Annotated in this window: 14 protein-coding genes; 2 read left to right on the forward strand and 12 right to left on the reverse strand. The window is 66.5% G+C overall.

What is annotated here, in order from left to right:
• Positions 1-13: 13 nt before the first annotated feature.
• The gene (locus HARCEL1_RS10250) at positions 14-901 is read right to left on the reverse strand and encodes a mechanosensitive ion channel family protein (protein ID WP_108383154.1); all 888 of its coding nucleotides are present in this window, start codon (positions 899-901) and stop codon (positions 14-16) included.
• A complete protein-coding gene (locus HARCEL1_RS10255) occupies positions 898-1,137 on the reverse strand; it encodes a YhbY family RNA-binding protein (protein ID WP_108383157.1) in 240 nt (79 codons plus the stop codon). Before HARCEL1_RS10255 ends, HARCEL1_RS10250 begins: the two co-directional genes overlap by 4 nt.
• 103 nt (positions 1,138-1,240) lie before the next feature.
• Here HARCEL1_RS10255 and HARCEL1_RS10260 point away from each other — a divergent pair, with 103 nt between their 5' ends.
• Positions 1,241-1,546 (forward strand): DUF7565 family protein, encoded by a 306-nt coding sequence (locus tag HARCEL1_RS10260; RefSeq protein ID WP_108383160.1) that lies wholly within the window; start codon positions 1,241-1,243, stop codon positions 1,544-1,546.
• Between the two features lie 19 nt (positions 1,547-1,565).
• On the opposite strand, the gene HARCEL1_RS10265 is transcribed toward HARCEL1_RS10260, so the two are convergent.
• From HARCEL1_RS10265 to gatC, 7 genes are all read right to left on the reverse strand, one after another.
• A complete protein-coding gene (locus HARCEL1_RS10265) occupies positions 1,566-2,294 on the reverse strand; it encodes a metal-dependent hydrolase (RefSeq protein ID WP_108383163.1) in 729 nt (242 codons plus the stop codon).
• An 86-nt stretch (positions 2,295-2,380) separates the two neighbouring features.
• Positions 2,381-2,818: a hypothetical protein gene (locus HARCEL1_RS10270; protein ID WP_108383165.1), complete on the reverse strand. Its 438-nt coding sequence runs from the start codon at positions 2,816-2,818 to the stop codon at positions 2,381-2,383.
• Position 2,819: 1 nt separating this feature from the next.
• The gene (locus HARCEL1_RS10275; RefSeq protein WP_233357328.1) at positions 2,820-3,332 is read right to left on the reverse strand and encodes a DUF7342 family protein; all 513 of its coding nucleotides are present in this window, start codon (positions 3,330-3,332) and stop codon (positions 2,820-2,822) included.
• Between the two features lie 139 nt (positions 3,333-3,471).
• Positions 3,472-3,846 carry a hypothetical protein gene (locus tag HARCEL1_RS10280; RefSeq protein WP_108383168.1) on the reverse strand — a complete coding sequence of 125 codons (375 nt, stop codon included), beginning with the start codon at positions 3,844-3,846 and terminating at the stop codon, positions 3,472-3,474.
• A 57-nt stretch (positions 3,847-3,903) separates the two neighbouring features.
• Positions 3,904-4,647 (reverse strand): glucose 1-dehydrogenase, encoded by a 744-nt coding sequence (locus tag HARCEL1_RS10285; protein ID WP_108383171.1) that lies wholly within the window; start codon positions 4,645-4,647, stop codon positions 3,904-3,906.
• 59 nt (positions 4,648-4,706) lie between these two features.
• A complete protein-coding gene (gene gatA / locus HARCEL1_RS10290; RefSeq protein ID WP_108383173.1) occupies positions 4,707-6,029 on the reverse strand; it encodes an Asp-tRNA(Asn)/Glu-tRNA(Gln) amidotransferase subunit GatA in 1,323 nt (440 codons plus the stop codon).
• A gap of 1 nt (position 6,030) precedes the next feature.
• Positions 6,031-6,309, reverse strand: a complete 279-nt coding sequence (gene gatC / locus HARCEL1_RS10295; RefSeq protein WP_108383176.1) for an Asp-tRNA(Asn)/Glu-tRNA(Gln) amidotransferase subunit GatC — start codon at positions 6,307-6,309, stop codon at positions 6,031-6,033.
• 210 nt (positions 6,310-6,519) lie between these two features.
• Between gatC and HARCEL1_RS10300 the strand changes: the two genes are divergently transcribed.
• Positions 6,520-7,485: a transcription initiation factor IIB gene (locus HARCEL1_RS10300; protein WP_108383178.1), complete on the forward strand. Its 966-nt coding sequence runs from the start codon at positions 6,520-6,522 to the stop codon at positions 7,483-7,485.
• Between the two features lie 47 nt (positions 7,486-7,532).
• Here the strand turns inward: HARCEL1_RS10300 and HARCEL1_RS10305 are convergent, their stop codons facing one another.
• The 3 genes from HARCEL1_RS10305 to HARCEL1_RS13400 form a co-directional block, all read right to left on the reverse strand.
• On the reverse strand, positions 7,533-10,136 hold the full coding sequence (locus HARCEL1_RS10305) for a glycoside hydrolase family 9 protein (protein ID WP_108383181.1): 2,604 nt from the start codon (positions 10,134-10,136) through the stop codon (positions 7,533-7,535).
• 118 nt (positions 10,137-10,254) lie between these two features.
• Positions 10,255-12,534, reverse strand: a complete 2,280-nt coding sequence (locus tag HARCEL1_RS10310; protein WP_108383184.1) for a glycoside hydrolase family 3 N-terminal domain-containing protein — start codon at positions 12,532-12,534, stop codon at positions 10,255-10,257.
• Positions 12,535-12,656: 122 nt separating this feature from the next.
• The gene (locus tag HARCEL1_RS13400) at positions 12,657-15,374 is read right to left on the reverse strand and encodes a hypothetical protein (protein WP_159077090.1); all 2,718 of its coding nucleotides are present in this window, start codon (positions 15,372-15,374) and stop codon (positions 12,657-12,659) included.
• Positions 15,375-15,382: the final 8 nt, after the last annotated feature.

The raw sequence follows: 15,382 nt of genomic DNA on the forward strand, positions 1-15,382 counted from the left end.
GCAGCGCGTCCCATCACTCGGTCTCGAACGCCGCGCCCTCGACGGTCAGCCCGCCGCTGACCGTGCGATTCGGATACGGGATGTCGATGCCGGCGTCGTCGAATCGCTCTTTGACGCTGGCGGTGTACTCGCCGCGGATCCGCACCACGTCCGACCGACTCGGATCACCGATCCAGACCCGCGACTGGAGGACGACCGACGAGTCACCGAGTTCGGTCACCCGCACCGAGGGGTCGGGGGTCGCGAGCACGTCCGGGTGGGCCTCGGCCTCGTCGAGGACGATGTCGGTCGCAGCGTCGATGTCGTCGTCGTACCCGATGCCAAAGTCGACTTTGACGCGCAACCGGTCGGCGTCGACCGGGTTCTTGATGACGCCGTCGGTGAGGTGGCTGTTCGGGACCGTCAGCAGTTCGTTGTCGAACGTCCGGACGCGGGTCACCCGGAGGCTGATGTCCTCGACGCGCCCGCTGTAATCGTCCCACTCGATCCAATCACCGATGCGGAACGGCCGATCGGTGAAGATGAACACGCCCGCCGCGAGGTTTTTCATCACGTCCTGCAGGGCGAACCCGATCGCGAGCGTCCCGGCGGCGGCGATGGTCGCGAGCGACTGGAGGAAGCTTCCGAAGCCCGCGAGGCCGAAGGCGACCGCGACCGCGACGAACAGAACGGCGATGTTGACGAGTTTGATCAGGGGTTTCCGGGCGTGTGCGTCGAGATTCCGGGCCTGCAGGACACGGCCGATCGCCGGCGCGACGACCGCCCGGCCCACGATCACGAGTGCCACGAAGACGGCGAAGAAGGTGAGTGCGCTGCCGATCTCGGCGGCATAGGGCAGCCCTGCCGCGTCGAGCGTCTGGCCGATCGGGCCCGCCGTGACGTTGGTGTCGAGGACGCTCATTCGTAGACGGCGGTGTGCCCTCTCGTCTCGACGAGATCCGCGCCGGCGCGGTCGGCCAGGTCGGCCGCCAACTCGTCGGTGGTCGTTCCGCCCCGTGCCGCGCGGTGGAAGCGGACCTTGACGAACGCGCGATCGTCGAGTTGGGCCGCGAGTTCCTCGACGGCGGGGTCGAGGCCACGCTTGCCCACCCAGAGGCTCACGTCGAGGTCGTGAATCTGCTGGCGTCGATCGGTCATACGGGGTTCACCCGATGCAGATGTGAATAGCTTTCGGCGCGGGCGCGCCACCGGGCCGACGACGGACGATAGTTTTTCCCGCCAGCGCTCCAACGTGGGGAGTATGTCCCGCTGGGAGTGTGCCATCGAGGGCGACGATCGGACCTTCGATCGGGTCGAAGACCTGATCGTCCACCAGGCCAGCGCGCACGAGCACGTCGAGTGCAAGGTCTGCGGGACCGTCCTGCCCGACGGCTACTTCGCGATTCGCCACGCCTTCGAGGAACACACCCGGGCGGACTACGTGCGGGCCTACGACGCGACGGCCGCCGAGGTCCGCCGTCGCGAACAGGTCAAACAGGTCGTCGAGTCCGCCGCCGACATCCGCGAGGTCGTCGACCGCCTGGAGGGCGGCGACGGCACGCTCTAATTTTCAGCCGCCGATCGGCTCAGTCCGCCGCGGTCGCGGGGAGTTCCGACTCGACAGCGAGTCGTTCGTCCGCATCGCAGACGAGCGCCCGAGCGTCGCTGTGCGATTCGACCGCATCGGCGAACTCGTCGGTGTCCACCTCGATCGGCGGGAACGAGTCGTAGTGCATCGGGAGCGCGAGATCGGCTCCGACCCAGTCGACGGCGATCGCGGCCTGCTCGGGCCCCATCGTGAAGTGATCGCCGATCGGCACGGCCGCGACGTCCGGTTCGAGGAACTCGCCGATCACGTCGGCCATCTCGCTCATCAGCGCGGTATCGCCAGCATGGTAAAACACCGGATCGTCGTCGGCCGCGAGCGGCGGGGCCGCACCGATCAGATAGCCCGCGGGCATCCCACCGGTGGCGTCGGGCGCGGTCTCCATGCCGTTGGAGTGGTCCGCGCGATGCATCGTCACGTGAGCGTCGCCCAGTTCGATCGTCCCACCGAGGTTGAACCCGATCGTCTCGCCGATGTCGAACGCCTGCTCGCAGTAGCCCACGACCTCGGGCGTGCCCGCGACCGGGCAGTCGTAGGCCCCCACGTCGGCGATGTGGTCGGCGTGACCGTGGGTCAGGAGGACGTAGTCGGGATCCACGTCGGTCGGGTCCGCGTCGGTCTTGGGATTGTCGAAGAACGGATCGATCAGCAGCGTCGTCGAGTCTATCTCGACACGCCAGGTCGAGTGGCCGAACCAGGTAAGCTCCATAGGCGGCGGTCGGGGCGGATCGCACTTAATCGTTGAGTGGTCCAGTCGAGCGAAGTGGGCGAGATCGGCGGATCACCGCCCCGATGTCATCCGAGCAACTCCCGAATCCGGCGTTCGAACAGTTCCTCCAGAGCGATCCAGAGGATCTCGGTCGGAATCGTCGGGTCGAACGACGACGCCTCGTGGTGAGTGTCCGAAGCGTCCGGCACCTGGTACTGGAAGTGGACCGGACCGAGGTCGGGATGATCCGCGTCGCGGTGGTACCCACAGTTGAACCCCGTGTTCGGATCGGCGTAATGAATGCGATAGAACTGCTCGTCACCCCGAAACCGCCACTCCACGTCGAGTGTGGGATCGGCAGGACCCGTCGACGGCCGGACGCGATCGGCCGCGACAGTCGCTCGAAGAGACCGTTTCACGATGCTGTCCGGTTCGTAGGTGACGGTCGTGATTTCTGGCTGGCGTTCGAGTACGTCCCTGAGCCCGCGATAGACCGTCGTATCGATCGTCCCTGGCAGACTCATATCAGACCGACAGTGCGTCTCGCTCGCTCGCCCAGTCGTACTCGTTGAGCGCGGCCCTGAGGACTGGCTGACGGTCGGCGAGATGTTCCCACTCGCTGGCGATATCGCGGCGGCGATCGATCTCGTCGATCGCGTCGAGGTCTGCGATCGACGCGCGGAGTTCGCCCGGCGTATCGACCCCGAACTCGTCTTTCCAGTCGGCGATCGACGATCGAATCGACACGAGAGAACTCGTCAGTGCCTCACGGTCGTGTTCGCGCTGGAGGGTCGCGATCTCCCGGTAAGTCGCCATCAACTGGTCGATACAGTAGCGTCGCTGGCCGTCTTGCTCGACGACACGCAGCACGTCGTCCTCGACGAGTTGGTCGAGATACTTCCGGGCGGTCTTGGCGGAGACGTCAGTTTCGTCGGCGACCCACGCCGCCGTCCGCGGCGTCCGAAGCGTCCGCGCGGCCGCCCGGACACGCTCTCCGCGTGTCAACTCGGTTCGGTCGCCAGATGGCTCGTCGGTCACGTTCGTGTAGAGGTGGCCCGCGAACAAATATACATCGCCGGGGAAATATACGAATCGCGCCCACGACACTCTGCGTCGGTCACACTCGAACGTCCGGTCGGGTCGGATGCGATCGAACCGACGGCCGGTCACCCTCGGGTCAGTCCTCGTGTCTGAGGTACCCCACGACGAACACGATTCCCGCACCGACAGCGATCGTGAGATGGGCGAGTACTTGCCACCCGTTGAAGCCGGCGGCGAGAAGGGCGAGACCCGCCCCCAGGTACAGCGCCAAGGCGCTGGCGACGGCGAGATCGATGATCGTCCACCCCTCGTCGATCGATTGCTGAGATTCGAAGACGACCTTGAACCCGACACTGACGAACAGGAGCGTGAGGACAGCCCCGAAGACGACCCCCGGCCTGAACAGCGGTTGTCCAGCACCGATGTCGTCCCCATGGGTGACGGCGAACGCTCCTCCGGCGATCACGACGATGGCAATTGCGAGTGACGTTTGTTTGAGTCCGATATCCATGAGTTCGCGTTACTGCGGTACAACAGTATCCCGTAGCGTCGAGACCCCGTTCGACCGTCACTGCGTGACGTAGCCGCCGTCGATCACCATCGACTCGCCGGTGACGAAGGAGGCGTCGTCCGAGCAGAGCCAGACCGCGGCGTCACCGATCTCCTCGGGATCACCCAGGCGGCCCATCGGCGTCGCGTCCGCGGCCGCGTCCGCCGTGTCGGAGTCGTCGGTCATCGGCGTCCGGATCACACCCGGACAGATGGCGTTGACCCGGACGCCGTCGGCGGCGAATTCCAGCGCGGCGGACTTCGTCAGGCCGAGCACGCCGTGTTTGCTCGCGACGTAGGGGCTCAGACCGGGAAAACCGACGACGCCAGCGATCGAGGCGGTGTTGACGATCGACCCACCGCCCGATTCGAGCATCGCGGGGATCTGGGCGCGCATCGAGCAGAACACGCCCTTGAGATTCACGCCGATGACCGACTCCCAGTTGTCCATCGGTTGGTCGGCAGTCGCGCCGCTTTCCCCGTCGATGCCAGCGTTGTTGAACGCGAAGTCGAGACCGCCGTAGGTGTCGACGGTCGCCTCGACGAGCGCCTCGACGCTTTCCTCGTCGCTCACGTCGGTCTCGACGAACGTCGCCTCACCGCCCGCCGATTCGATGTCCGCGACGGTCTGCTGGCCGTCCTGGACGTTCACGTCCGCGACGACGACCCGTGCGCCTTCGGCGGCGAATCGCTGTGCGGCGGCGTCTCCGATCCCTGTGCTCGCGCCCGTGACGATCGTGACTGCTCCATCGAGTCCGTCCATACGATCGAAGGGGGGACGGGCCAGAGAATAATAGTTTCGGCAGTGACAGGGAGGGGCGATCAGACTCGGTCTTCGAGCGCGCTCGCGACCCGGACGATCGTCGGTTCGCCGAACGCGGGGCCGACGAACTGCGCGCCGACCGGGAGGCCGTCGGTCTCGCCTGCGGGCACGCTGATCGCGGGCAGGTTCGCCAGATTCACAGGCGTCGTGTTCGCGTCCGCGAGATACATTGTGAGCGGATCGTCCAGACTCTCCCCGCGTTCCATCGGCGGGACCGGCATCGTCGGCGACGCCAACACGTCGACCTCGTCGAAGACGGCGTCGAAGTCCTGTTTGATCCACGCGCGGGCCTCCTGGGCCTGTTTGTAGTACTTGTCGTGATAGCCCGCCGAGAGCGCATACGTGCCCAGCAGGATCCGACGGATCACTTCCTCGCCGAAGCCCTCCGCACGGGTCGCGCCGAACGATTCGTTCCAGTTGCCCGATTTCCCGGCGTCGTGGCCGAAGCGGACGCCGTCGAACCGCGCGAGGTTCGACGAGGCTTCCGACATCGCGATGACGTAGTACGCGGCGACGGCGTGTTCGAGACTCGGGAGTTCGACCTCCCGGATCGTCGCGCCAGCGTCGGAGAGGCAGTCAATGGCGTCCTCGAACGTCCCGACGACACCCGCGTCGGCCCCGTCGAGCAGGTCGGTCACCACACCGATGGTGAGATTCGCGACCGATCCGTCGGCGGCGTCGGCGAAGCCATAGGCGGGCGCAGGGCCAGCGGGGTCGGCCCCCGTCGCGGTGTCGTAGTGGTCGCTGGCGTCGCGCGTCGTCGCGTCCCGGTCGTCCGGCCCCGCGATGACGTCCAGCGCGAGCGCCGCGTCTTCGACGCTCTCCGCGATCGGGCCGATCTGTTCGAGGCTGTTCGCATAGGCGATCAGGCCGTACCGGCTGACCAGCCCGTAGGTGGGCTTGATCCCGACCGTGCCCGTAAAGGCCGCGGGACAGCGCACCGATCCACCCGTATCGCTGCCGAGCGCGATCGGCACGTCGCCGTCGGCGACCGCTGCGGCCGATCCACCCGACGATCCGCCGGGAACGTGGCCCTCCGCGACGGGGTTCTCGACGGCCCCGAACGCCGACGTCTCGGTCGTCGTCCCCATCCCGAACTCGTCCATGTTGGTCTTCCCGACGATGGCTGCCCCCGCCGCGCGCAGACGCTCGACGACGGTCGCGCTGTAGGGCGGGACGTACTCCGCGAGCATCGTCGAGCCAGCGGTCGTCCGGACGCCCGCCGTCGAGATGTTGTCTTTGACCGCGACCTCGCGATCGGCGAGTGCGCCCGATCCGTCGGCGTCGATCCGCTCGCGAGTGACGTACGCGTTCGAGTCCATCTCAGGACACCCGTGGCCCCTTGAAGTAGCCCGCCTCGGTCTCGGCGGCGTTGTCGAGTGCGTCCTCGGTGTCGAGTGACTCGCGCACCTCGTCGGCGCGGAGGACGTTCGTCAGGTCGGGGTCCGCGTCTGTCTCGGGCACCTCGTCGAGGCGATCGAAGTACTCGAGGATGTCGCCAAACTGGTCGGCCATACGGTCGACGGCGTCGTCGTCCAGGTCGACTCGGGCCAGATCAGCGACGTGGCGGACCTCTTCGTGATCGACGGTCCGGTCGCTCATGACTCGCTGGCGGGTCGCTGCGCCACTAAGCGTTTCGACCCCGAGCGCACCGGGTGTGACAGTGATCGCCAAGCAAATCTTCGTCGAGAAAAACTCACGTTCGAGAGTCGCCGGCCAAATTTTTGGCTTGCCAAAGATTTAAGTCGCTTCCGGTCCAACAATAAATCGAGTGACGGAGTTTTCCGGGCTCACGCCCGATCATGGAGACCAATGTCAGATACGACAATCAGAACCACCGAGCGCGACACGGACGAACGTACAGAACCCGCTGGTGAACACCTCGAATGTCCGGAGTGTGGGGGATCGCTGAAGAGTGACTCCGGCCGCGGCGAGACGGTCTGTGAGGAGTGTGGGCTGGTGGTCGAAAGCGACGAGATCGACCCTGGTCCGGAGTGGCGCGCGTTCGACTCCGCGGAGAAAGACGAGAAGTCCCGCGTGGGCGCGCCCACGACGAAGATGATGCACGACAAGGGCCTCTCGACGAACATCGGGTGGCAGGACAAAGACGCCTACGGGAACTCACTGTCCAGCCGTCAGCGCGAGAAGATGCAGCGCCTGCGGACCTGGAACGAGCGCTTTCGCACCCGCGACTCCAAAGAGCGCAACCTCAAGCAGGCCCTCGGTGAGATCGATCGGATGGCGTCGGCACTCGGCCTCCCCGAGAACGTTCGCGAGACCGCGAGCGTGATCTATCGACGCGCCCTCGACGAGGACCTCCTGCCCGGGCGATCGATCGAAGGCGTCGCGACCGCCTCGCTGTACGCCTCCGCGCGGCAGGCCGGCACCCCGCGAAGTCTCGACGAGATCGACGCCGTCTCGCGGGTCGACAAAGACGAGGTCGCCCGAACCTATCGGTACGTCGTCCGCGAACTCGGCCTCGAAGTCCAGCCTGCCGACCCCGAAAGCTACGTGCCCCGCTTCGCGAGCGATCTCGACCTCTCGGACGAGGTCGAGCGCCGCGCGCGCGAACTGCTTCAGAACGCCAAAGAGAAAGGCGTCCACTCCGGCAAGTCGCCGGTCGGTCTCGCTGCGGCGTCGGTGTACGCCGCCTCCTTGCTCGCCAACGAGAAGGTGACCCAGAGCGACGTCTCCGCGGTCGCCAACATCTCGGAAGTGACGATTCGGAATCGGTATCACGAACTGCTGGAAGCCGAAGAGTCGATCCGCACGCTGTAGATCGTCGGGTCGCGCTCCGCTCCGTCTCGACTGTTTTCGACGCCGTTTCAGACCATCTCGAACAGCGCGAGCACGTCCTGCTGGTCGAGGGTGCCGTCGCCCGTGAAGTCGTAGTACTCCAGATTGTCTTGCGCGACGCTCGAATCGGCGTTCTGGAACAGCCTGTTCACGTCGGGGAAGTTGAGCGTCCCGTCACCCGAGAGGTCCTCGTACAGGCCGTCACCGTCCGGATCGGTCGGTGCGTTCGGCCACGTCGGTCCGTCGGGCAGTGGGTCACCCTCGTCGCCCCCGACGACGAGGTCGGTCGCCGGATACGACCACCACGGCCCGTCGGCGGCGATCACGCCGATCTCGTAGGTCTGACCCGTATCGAGCCCACCGATCGTCGCGCTGGTCTCGGTCGTCGTCGTGACGACCCGATCGTCGAGTTCGACGAGGTACTCGTCGGCGTCCGCGACGGACGACCACTCGACCATGACGCTGGTGCCGTTGCCGTCCGTCGAGACCGTCGCGGGCGCGGGCGGGCGCAGAGAGTTCTCGGGCGTACTCGTCTGGCCGGGTTCGCGGCCCGCGACCTGATCGCCATCGTAGTACACCGGGAGGGTCTCGACGACGTCCACCTCCGACCCGATGCCCTCGTGGCTGGGCGACGCAGCGGGATCCCAGCCGTCGACCCCGTAGGCCGCGATGGCGAAGCTGATCTCCTTGCGACCGCGGAAGGCGTGCCCCGAGTAGTCGAACTCGACGTAGTAGAGGCCGTCCTCGTCGGTGGGTTTCGGATCGCTCACCGCGACCGAATGCCCCTCCTGACTGCCGACCTGGTCGTAGGTCACGTCGAACGTGACGTCGTCGACCGTCCCCGACATCTCGGAGACGTCGAAGTAGTATCGGAAGCTCAGCCCGTCGACGCCTCGAGCCGGGTGGAACAGTTCGCTGATGAGATAGGCTTTGTAGTCGATGCGGTTGCCGTCGTTGCGGTCGACGGCCGCCTCGACCCAGAACGCGTCCTCGTCGCGGCCCTCCGGCGGGAACTCACTGACCGGGAGCGGGTCGTCGGACCCGAACCGCTCGTAGAAGCCCGCGAGCGCGCCGACGAAGGCGGCGTTGTAGTCGCTGGTGACTTCGTTGAGCTTCCAGTCGTCCGTCTCGTCGACGTGATTGTCGCTGACGTCGGGCCCGCCGACGAGCGCGCCCCACAGCGTGTGGCGGTGCTCGACCGGATCGGTCGGATCGCCAGTCAGCGCACCGTGAGCGGTGTCGTGGTGTGGGTGGGAGGCGTAGTCGTCGGTGAAGCCGACGATCAGCGAGTAGTCGAACGGATTCGATCCCATGATATAACGCATCTGCCCTTTCGCCCACTCGACGAACCCGTCGTGATCGTTGTACTTGTCGTAGACCAGCGCGGACAGTTGCGCGGCGGCGTTGTACCGGGCCGACCCCCACTCGCTGAGCCACGAGAAGCCCGCCGGGGTCGTCGTGATGTAACTGCCGCCGCCTGATTTGTGCTCGATGTCGCCACCCGACCAGAAGGCCAGATTCTGGTGGGCGAAATCCCACCACTTCTGATCGTCGGTGATCGCGCCCAGGCGGAGGAAGACGCCACCCCAGACGTTCTCCCAGCAGTGCACCCAGTGGTTGTTCCAGTCGTCCGATTCGGTGCTCAGAATCGCGCTCAGGTGACCGGTGTACGACCCGCTGGCGTCAGTGCCGATGACGTCGTCGAGATACTGGTCCTCGCCAGTCGCCTCGTGCAGCCACAGCGCGGCCCACGCCAGGTCGTCGGCGTCACTGGTCGAACCGTAGTACGGGGCGGCCGTGTCCGGCCTCCCCCGGTACTCGTCACCGAAGTCGTACAGCTTTCGGGCCGTCTCGACACACTCGGTCGCGAACTCCGGATCGCGGTCCTCGAACGCCAGCGAGACGACCGCCAGCGCGGCCGCCGCCTCACCGGCGCGGTCGCTCGCGGGATTGTCCGCCGTCGCGAAGTAGGCCGGACGGGGCGACGTCTCGGGATCCTGTAGCTCCGCAGGCCCCCAGTAGTTGTGGTCGAACCCGTCCCCACCGTTCGAGACCTGATAGGCAAAGGCGACGACCTCGCCGTCCGCGACGAACGTGTTCCCGAGGATGTACTCGGCGTACCGCCGGAGGTGATGGCGGATGTGGTCGTCGGTCTCGGTGTCCTCGAACGCGTCGGGGAACTCGTAGTACGCCCACCCGAGCGTCGAGGCCGTATAGAACGCCGGCAGGCCGAACTTCACGTGGTCACCGGCGTCGTGATACCCCCCCGCGAGGTCGACCGTCCCCGTCCCCTCGGGGTCGAGCACATCGCTGTACTCGTCGATGAATCCGCTAGAGAGTGTCGTTCCGCCCTCCTCGACGGCCGCGTCGAGCGGCACGGCAGTATCGGTCGTGTGACAGTCCCCGCGCCAGTCCAGGCGACTCTCCTCGCGGACGCCCGGACCGCACATGTTGGCGTCGTAGAAGTACAGCGACTTCTGCAGCGCCTCCGCGACGTTGTACCCCTCCATCCCGGCGACCGGCGTGACCGCCGACCCCCCGATGGCCAGCGCGCCGAGTCCAGCGCCGGTCGTTCGAACGAACGTCCGTCGGTCGATGCCACTCCTGTCGGACGATTGCATGTTGTCTGTCATGTCCACCCCGGGACCGTCCCCGTTGGATTATTGTAGCACCTCCGCGATGATAAGAATTCGCGTCCGCGCCCGCACGCACGACACAAATTGTCGCGCTATGTCGTGCGATCGGCAGCGATCAGACCGCCTCGAACAGCGCGAGCACGTCCTGTTGGTCGACGATGGCGTCGCCCGTGAGGTCGTACGCACCGACGTGGTCCTGGACCGCGGCGGAGTCGGTCTGCTGGAAGAAGCGGTTGACGTCCGGGAAGTCGAGTTTACCGTTCGCGTTGAAGTCCTCGTGGATGCCGTCGCCGTCGATATCGCGAGGCACGACCCCGTCGACTGGCGTCAAGCCGCTCTCCCCGACCGCGATATCGACGGTCTCGCGAACGTCCCGAGAGGACGCCCCGACGTGAATCCGGAACTGGCCGTCATCGACGGCCCACGCGCGAGCGTCCGGGTCGAAATACGCGAACGCCGAGCGATCGAGATCGATCTCGACTGTCGTCGCCGTCCCCGGGTCGAGACGGACTTTCTGGAAGCCCGAGAGTTCTTTCGGCGGGCGCTCGACCGCCGGGTCGCGCTCCTCGACGTACACCTGGACGACCTCGCTGCCCGCGACCGACCCGGTGTTGGTCACTTCGACGGAGACCGTCGCGCGATCCTCGGTCGTCGGGTCGTATCCTGCGGGCGCGTCGACCACCTCGATCGCGAACTCCGTATACGAGAGGCCGTGCCCGAACGGATAGAGCGGGTCGACGCCCGCCGCGTCGAAGTGTCGATAGCCGACGAACACGCCTTCGTCGAAGTGGACCCGATCGTTCTCGCCCGGGTACTGCCGCTGCTCGGAGACGGGGTAATCGTCGAAGGACTGTCCGAACGTCGTCGGGAGTTTCCCGCCCGGGTCGCAGTCCCCGAAGACGACGTTCGCCGTCGCGGTGCCGTCCTCCATGCCCGGATACCACATCGAGAGCACCCCGTCGACGTCGTCGACCCACGGCATCACGATCGGCCCCGGAATGTGCACGACCGCGACGGTGGGCCCACTCGACGCGGCCTGCTGGATCAATTCGTCGTCACGCCGTTCGAGGTGCATGTCCGAGCGATCCTCGAACTCCGAAGAGTACACCTGGCCAAAGGCCAGTGTGACGTCGGCCTCGCTCGCGACCCGGGCCGCCGAACTCGGATCGCGACCCGTCCGGATCTCCGCGCGCCCGTCGACGAACTCCTGGATGCCCTCCAGCGGACTGACGGTATCGGCCGGCGTGACCTCCGCCGCGCCGCCACCGCCCACGAGCGCGTCGTCGATCGCACGCCCGACGACGCCGATCCGATCGACCGCGTCGGGATCGATGGGCAGCGCGCCGTCGTTTTTCAGCAGTGTCGCACCTTCTTCAGCGATCTCACGGGCGAGGTCCCGATGGGCGGTCGTGTTGCGTTCGCCCGGGCCGATCGACCCGTCGAGATGGCCCGTCTCGGCAAACGCCGTGAGGACCCGTGTGACCATCTCGTCGAGCTGTGATTCGGGCACCTCGCCGTTCTCGACCGCACGGCGAAGGTCAGCCCCGTAATACTCGTCTTCCCACATCTCGACGTCCTGGCCCGCGAGCGCGCTGTCGACGGTACTGCCCATCGCGCCCCAGTCCGAGACGACGAAGCCCTCGAATCCCCATTCGTCTTTCAGCACGTCCGAGAGGAGAACCTCGTGTTCGGTGCAGTACGTGCCGTTGACCCGGTTGTACGCCGACATCATCGAGAGCGCGCCCGCCTCGACGGTCGCCCGGTAGCCCGGGAGATAGATCTCACGAAGCGCGCGCTCGCTCACCTCGGAACTGACGTACTTGCGGCGTGTCTCCTGGGTGTTCGCCGCGAAGTGTTTCGGCGTCGCGACGACGTCTTCGGACTGGATCCCGCGCGTGCTCGCGGCCGCCATCGCGGCAGTGAGCAACGGATCTTCGCTGTAGTACTCGAAGTTGCGCCCACAGACGGGCACGCGCTGGATGTTCAACGCTGGCCCGAGCAGTTGGTGGGCATCGACCGCTTTGGCCTCCCGACCCATCGCCCGACCCTGTCGTTCCATCAACTCGGGATCGAACGACGCCGCGGCGGCGATCGACGCCGGAAACGCGGTCATCGGGGTCTCGGATTCGGTCCGAACGCCGACCGGCCCGTCGAACATTCTGATCCCCGGAATGCCAAGGTCGTGCAGTGGCGCGATCCACCCCGTCGCGTCTCTTTTGTCGTGGCCGTGCACCATGTGGACCTTCTGGTCGATCGACATCTTATCGACCAAGCCGGATACCTGGGTCGCGCCCGCCGCGAGGCCGCTCGACCCCGCCGCGATGGCGGCGAGCGTTCCCAGTACGCGTCGGCGTGTCACACTCTGCGGTCCGTCGTCCCCCGATCGGTCAGTCATGCCTGAGAGTCCCTGTCACTGACGGTCGGACGCCGTCAGCGATGATCGAAGATTACGTTCTTATTTCGCATTAAAATTTTCGTCGGTCGAGGGTCGAAAATGGGGAAAACCGCGTCGTGTCGCTACCGCCGGTAGATCAGCACGCCAGCAGCAGCGACGAGGACGACGACGATCAGCAGCGGCAGGACGAATCCACCACTGCTGTCTTCGGGCGGCTCACCGCCACCAGCCTGCGTGGTGGTCGGTTCGTCGGTCGGCTCGTCGGTCGTCGGCTCGTCGGTCGTCGGTTCGTCAGTCTCGGGTTCGTCGGTCTCCGAGTCGTCGTCGGAGGGAACCGGCGTCTGGACCGCGCCACCCGAATCGTCGTCGGGTTCGTCGGGCGTGATCGGAACGCGATCGTTCCCACCGGTCGGGGGCGAGCCACTGCCGTCCTCGGTGTCGGTGGGTTCGGGTTCGGTCACCGAGAGCGTCCCGGTGGCCGAGGCACTGCGGTCGGCCCCGTCCTGGGCCACCGCGTCGAGCGTCCACGTGCCCGCCGCGGCGTCCGAGGGCGCCGAGAGCGTGACGTTGATCGTCACGCTCCGGTTCTCGGACCAGGTCCACCCGATCTTCTGGGCGTCGTCGACCGTCCCGACCTGGGGCGTCCCGTCCGCGTCGTCGTAGGCTTCGATCGTCCAGTCGGACGGAATGCCCGACAGCGTGAGCACGCCCGTGTTCTCGGTGGTCAGCGAAAGCGTCATGTTCTCGCCAGCCAGCGCGCTGGCGTTCGAGACGCTCACGGACGGCCCGGTCGGAGTCGCCTCCTCGACGGTGATCGTCCCGGTGGCAGTCGCCGTCAGATCGTCGGCGTTGGCCGCTTCCGCGGTCAACACCGTCTCACCGAGCGCAGCGTCCTCGGGGATCGTCATCGTGATCGACACCGAGCGGTTGTCGTTTTGATCCCAGGCCCACGCGATCTTCCGGGCCCCGTCGGCAGTGTCGACCACCGTCGTGGCACCGTTCTCGTCGTACTCGTCGATCGTCCAGTTGTTCTGGATCCCTGCCAGCGAGAGCAGGCCCGTGTTCTCGGCGGTCACGTCGACCGTCACCGTCTCGCCCGGTGCGACCGTGCCGTTCGTGACGCTCACGCTCGGCTCGACCGGCTCAGGCCCGGCCTCTTCGACGGTGATCGTGCCGGTGGAAGTCGCCATCGCGTCGTCGGTGTCTTCGGCTACTGCAGTGAGGTCCGTCTCACCGAGCGTCGCGTCGTCGGGGATCGACAGCGTGACCGACACCGTGCGGTCGTCGTCCTGATCCCACGCCCAACCGATCTTCTGAGCACCGTCGACCGTGCCAACCACCGGTGACCCGCCCGCGTCGTCGTAGGAGTCGATCTCCCACGCGGTCGGGATACCCGCCAGCGACAGCACGCCCGTGTTCTCGGCGGTCACGTCGACCGTCACCGTCTCGCCCGGTGCGACCGTACCGTCCGTCACGCTCACCGACGGTCCGGGCTCCGTGCCGGCGTCTTCGACGGTGAGTTGACCGTCCTCGGTCCCGGAGATAGCCGACTCCCCGGTCCGACGGTCGCTCGTGACCTCGACGTCGGACAGCGAGAGGGCCACGGTGCCGTCAACGTCCGCTGCGGCCTGCAGGTCGACGGTCGCGAGGACGACCTGCGAGTCGGTCTCGTTGATCGCTCCGGCCTCGTCAGCGACGCTCAGAGTCGCATTGCTGCCGTCGGAAGCGACCGATTTGCTGACGAACTGCGGATCGACCTCGCCCACCGCGTGATTCACGTCGGTGATCGTCGCGAGCGAGGTATCAGAGGTGTCGACGGTGAAGCCGAACCCGGAGACCCCCATGGGCGCGCTGTCCATGACGATCTGTGCCGTCGTGGTCTCACCCGCGGTGACGTTCCCAGCGACGACCCGAAGCGGAACCTGCTCGCCCGGTTCCGGCGTGGTCGTCGTCGATTCGGTGACCGCGACCGTCCCGGTGGCAGTCACCGTCTCGTCGTCCAAACTGCTCGCTTCTCCGGTGAGGTCCGTCTCACCGGGTGCCGCGTCGTCGGGGATCGACAGCGTGACCGAGACCGATCGGTCGTCGTCCTGATCCCACGTCCAGCCGATCTTCTGGGCGCCGTCGACCGTCCCGTCTTGCGGCGTCCCGCCCGCCGTGTCGTAGGAGTCGATCTCCCACGCGGTCGGGATACCCGACAGCGAGAGTACGCCAGCGTTCTCGGCGGTCACGTCGACCGTCACCGTCTCGCCCGGTGCGACCGATCCGTCCGTCACGCTCACGCTCGGCGCGTCGGGCGCAGCAGTCGTCGGTTCCGGTTCGATCGTCGACTCCGGCGGCGTCTCCGTCGGGTCCGGCGTCGGCGTCGTCTCCGGTTCAGTCGTCGGTTCCGTCCCCTCGACGCTGACCGACACCGTCGAAGAGATCATCCCACCCTTGTATCGTTCGAGTTCGAGTGGGAACTCGTACGTCCCGCCCGCGTCCGCGGGCACGTCGAAGACGACCCAGTCCGTCCCGGTGTTATTGGAGGCCCGGACCCAGCCGACGCTCTGATAGCTCTCGCCATCGGGCGATTTCGTCACGACACCGCCCGAGTCGTCCGCGACCGTCCAGGAGTTGGGCACCTCCCTGATGTTCACACCCGACGCGTTCTCGTAGGTGACCGATACGTTCACTTGTCCGCCCGGTTCGACCGATAGCTGGTCGGTGTGATCGACGAGTGTCGGTGTCTCTTCGGCAGCCACGAGGCCGACGCCCGCAGAGGCTCCGACCGCGACGAGGACGACCGCAAGTGCAACGAGTCCCGTCCGTAATCGCCTGTTCGGTGAATTAGAAATCATGTGTGGAG

The organism is Halococcoides cellulosivorans (assembly GCF_003058365.1).
Classification (GTDB): Archaea; Halobacteriota; Halobacteria; order Halobacteriales; family Haloarculaceae; genus Halococcoides; species Halococcoides cellulosivorans.

Excerpts from the sequence above, each read along its gene's own strand:
- HARCEL1_RS10250 (WP_108383154.1), bottom strand. The coding sequence starts at position 901 with ATGAGCGTCCTCGACACCAACGTCACGGCGGGCCCGATCGGCCAGACG.
- HARCEL1_RS10255 (WP_108383157.1), bottom strand. The coding sequence starts at position 1,137 with ATGACCGATCGACGCCAGCAGATTCACGACCTCGACGTGAGCCTCTGG.
- HARCEL1_RS10260 (WP_108383160.1), top strand. The coding sequence starts at position 1,241 with ATGTCCCGCTGGGAGTGTGCCATCGAGGGCGACGATCGGACCTTCGAT.
- HARCEL1_RS10265 (WP_108383163.1), bottom strand. The coding sequence starts at position 2,294 with ATGGAGCTTACCTGGTTCGGCCACTCGACCTGGCGTGTCGAGATAGAC.
- HARCEL1_RS10270 (WP_108383165.1), bottom strand. The coding sequence starts at position 2,818 with ATGAGTCTGCCAGGGACGATCGATACGACGGTCTATCGCGGGCTCAGG.
- HARCEL1_RS10280 (WP_108383168.1), bottom strand. The coding sequence starts at position 3,846 with ATGGATATCGGACTCAAACAAACGTCACTCGCAATTGCCATCGTCGTG.
- HARCEL1_RS10285 (WP_108383171.1), bottom strand. The coding sequence starts at position 4,647 with ATGGACGGACTCGATGGAGCAGTCACGATCGTCACGGGCGCGAGCACA.
- gatA (WP_108383173.1), bottom strand. The coding sequence starts at position 6,029 with ATGGACTCGAACGCGTACGTCACTCGCGAGCGGATCGACGCCGACGGA.
- gatC (WP_108383176.1), bottom strand. The coding sequence starts at position 6,309 with ATGAGCGACCGGACCGTCGATCACGAAGAGGTCCGCCACGTCGCTGAT.
- HARCEL1_RS10300 (WP_108383178.1), top strand. The coding sequence starts at position 6,520 with ATGTCAGATACGACAATCAGAACCACCGAGCGCGACACGGACGAACGT.
- HARCEL1_RS10305 (WP_108383181.1), bottom strand. The coding sequence starts at position 10,136 with ATGACAGACAACATGCAATCGTCCGACAGGAGTGGCATCGACCGACGG.
- HARCEL1_RS10310 (WP_108383184.1), bottom strand. The coding sequence starts at position 12,534 with ATGACTGACCGATCGGGGGACGACGGACCGCAGAGTGTGACACGCCGA.
- HARCEL1_RS13400 (WP_159077090.1), bottom strand. The coding sequence starts at position 15,374 with ATGATTTCTAATTCACCGAACAGGCGATTACGGACGGGACTCGTTGCA.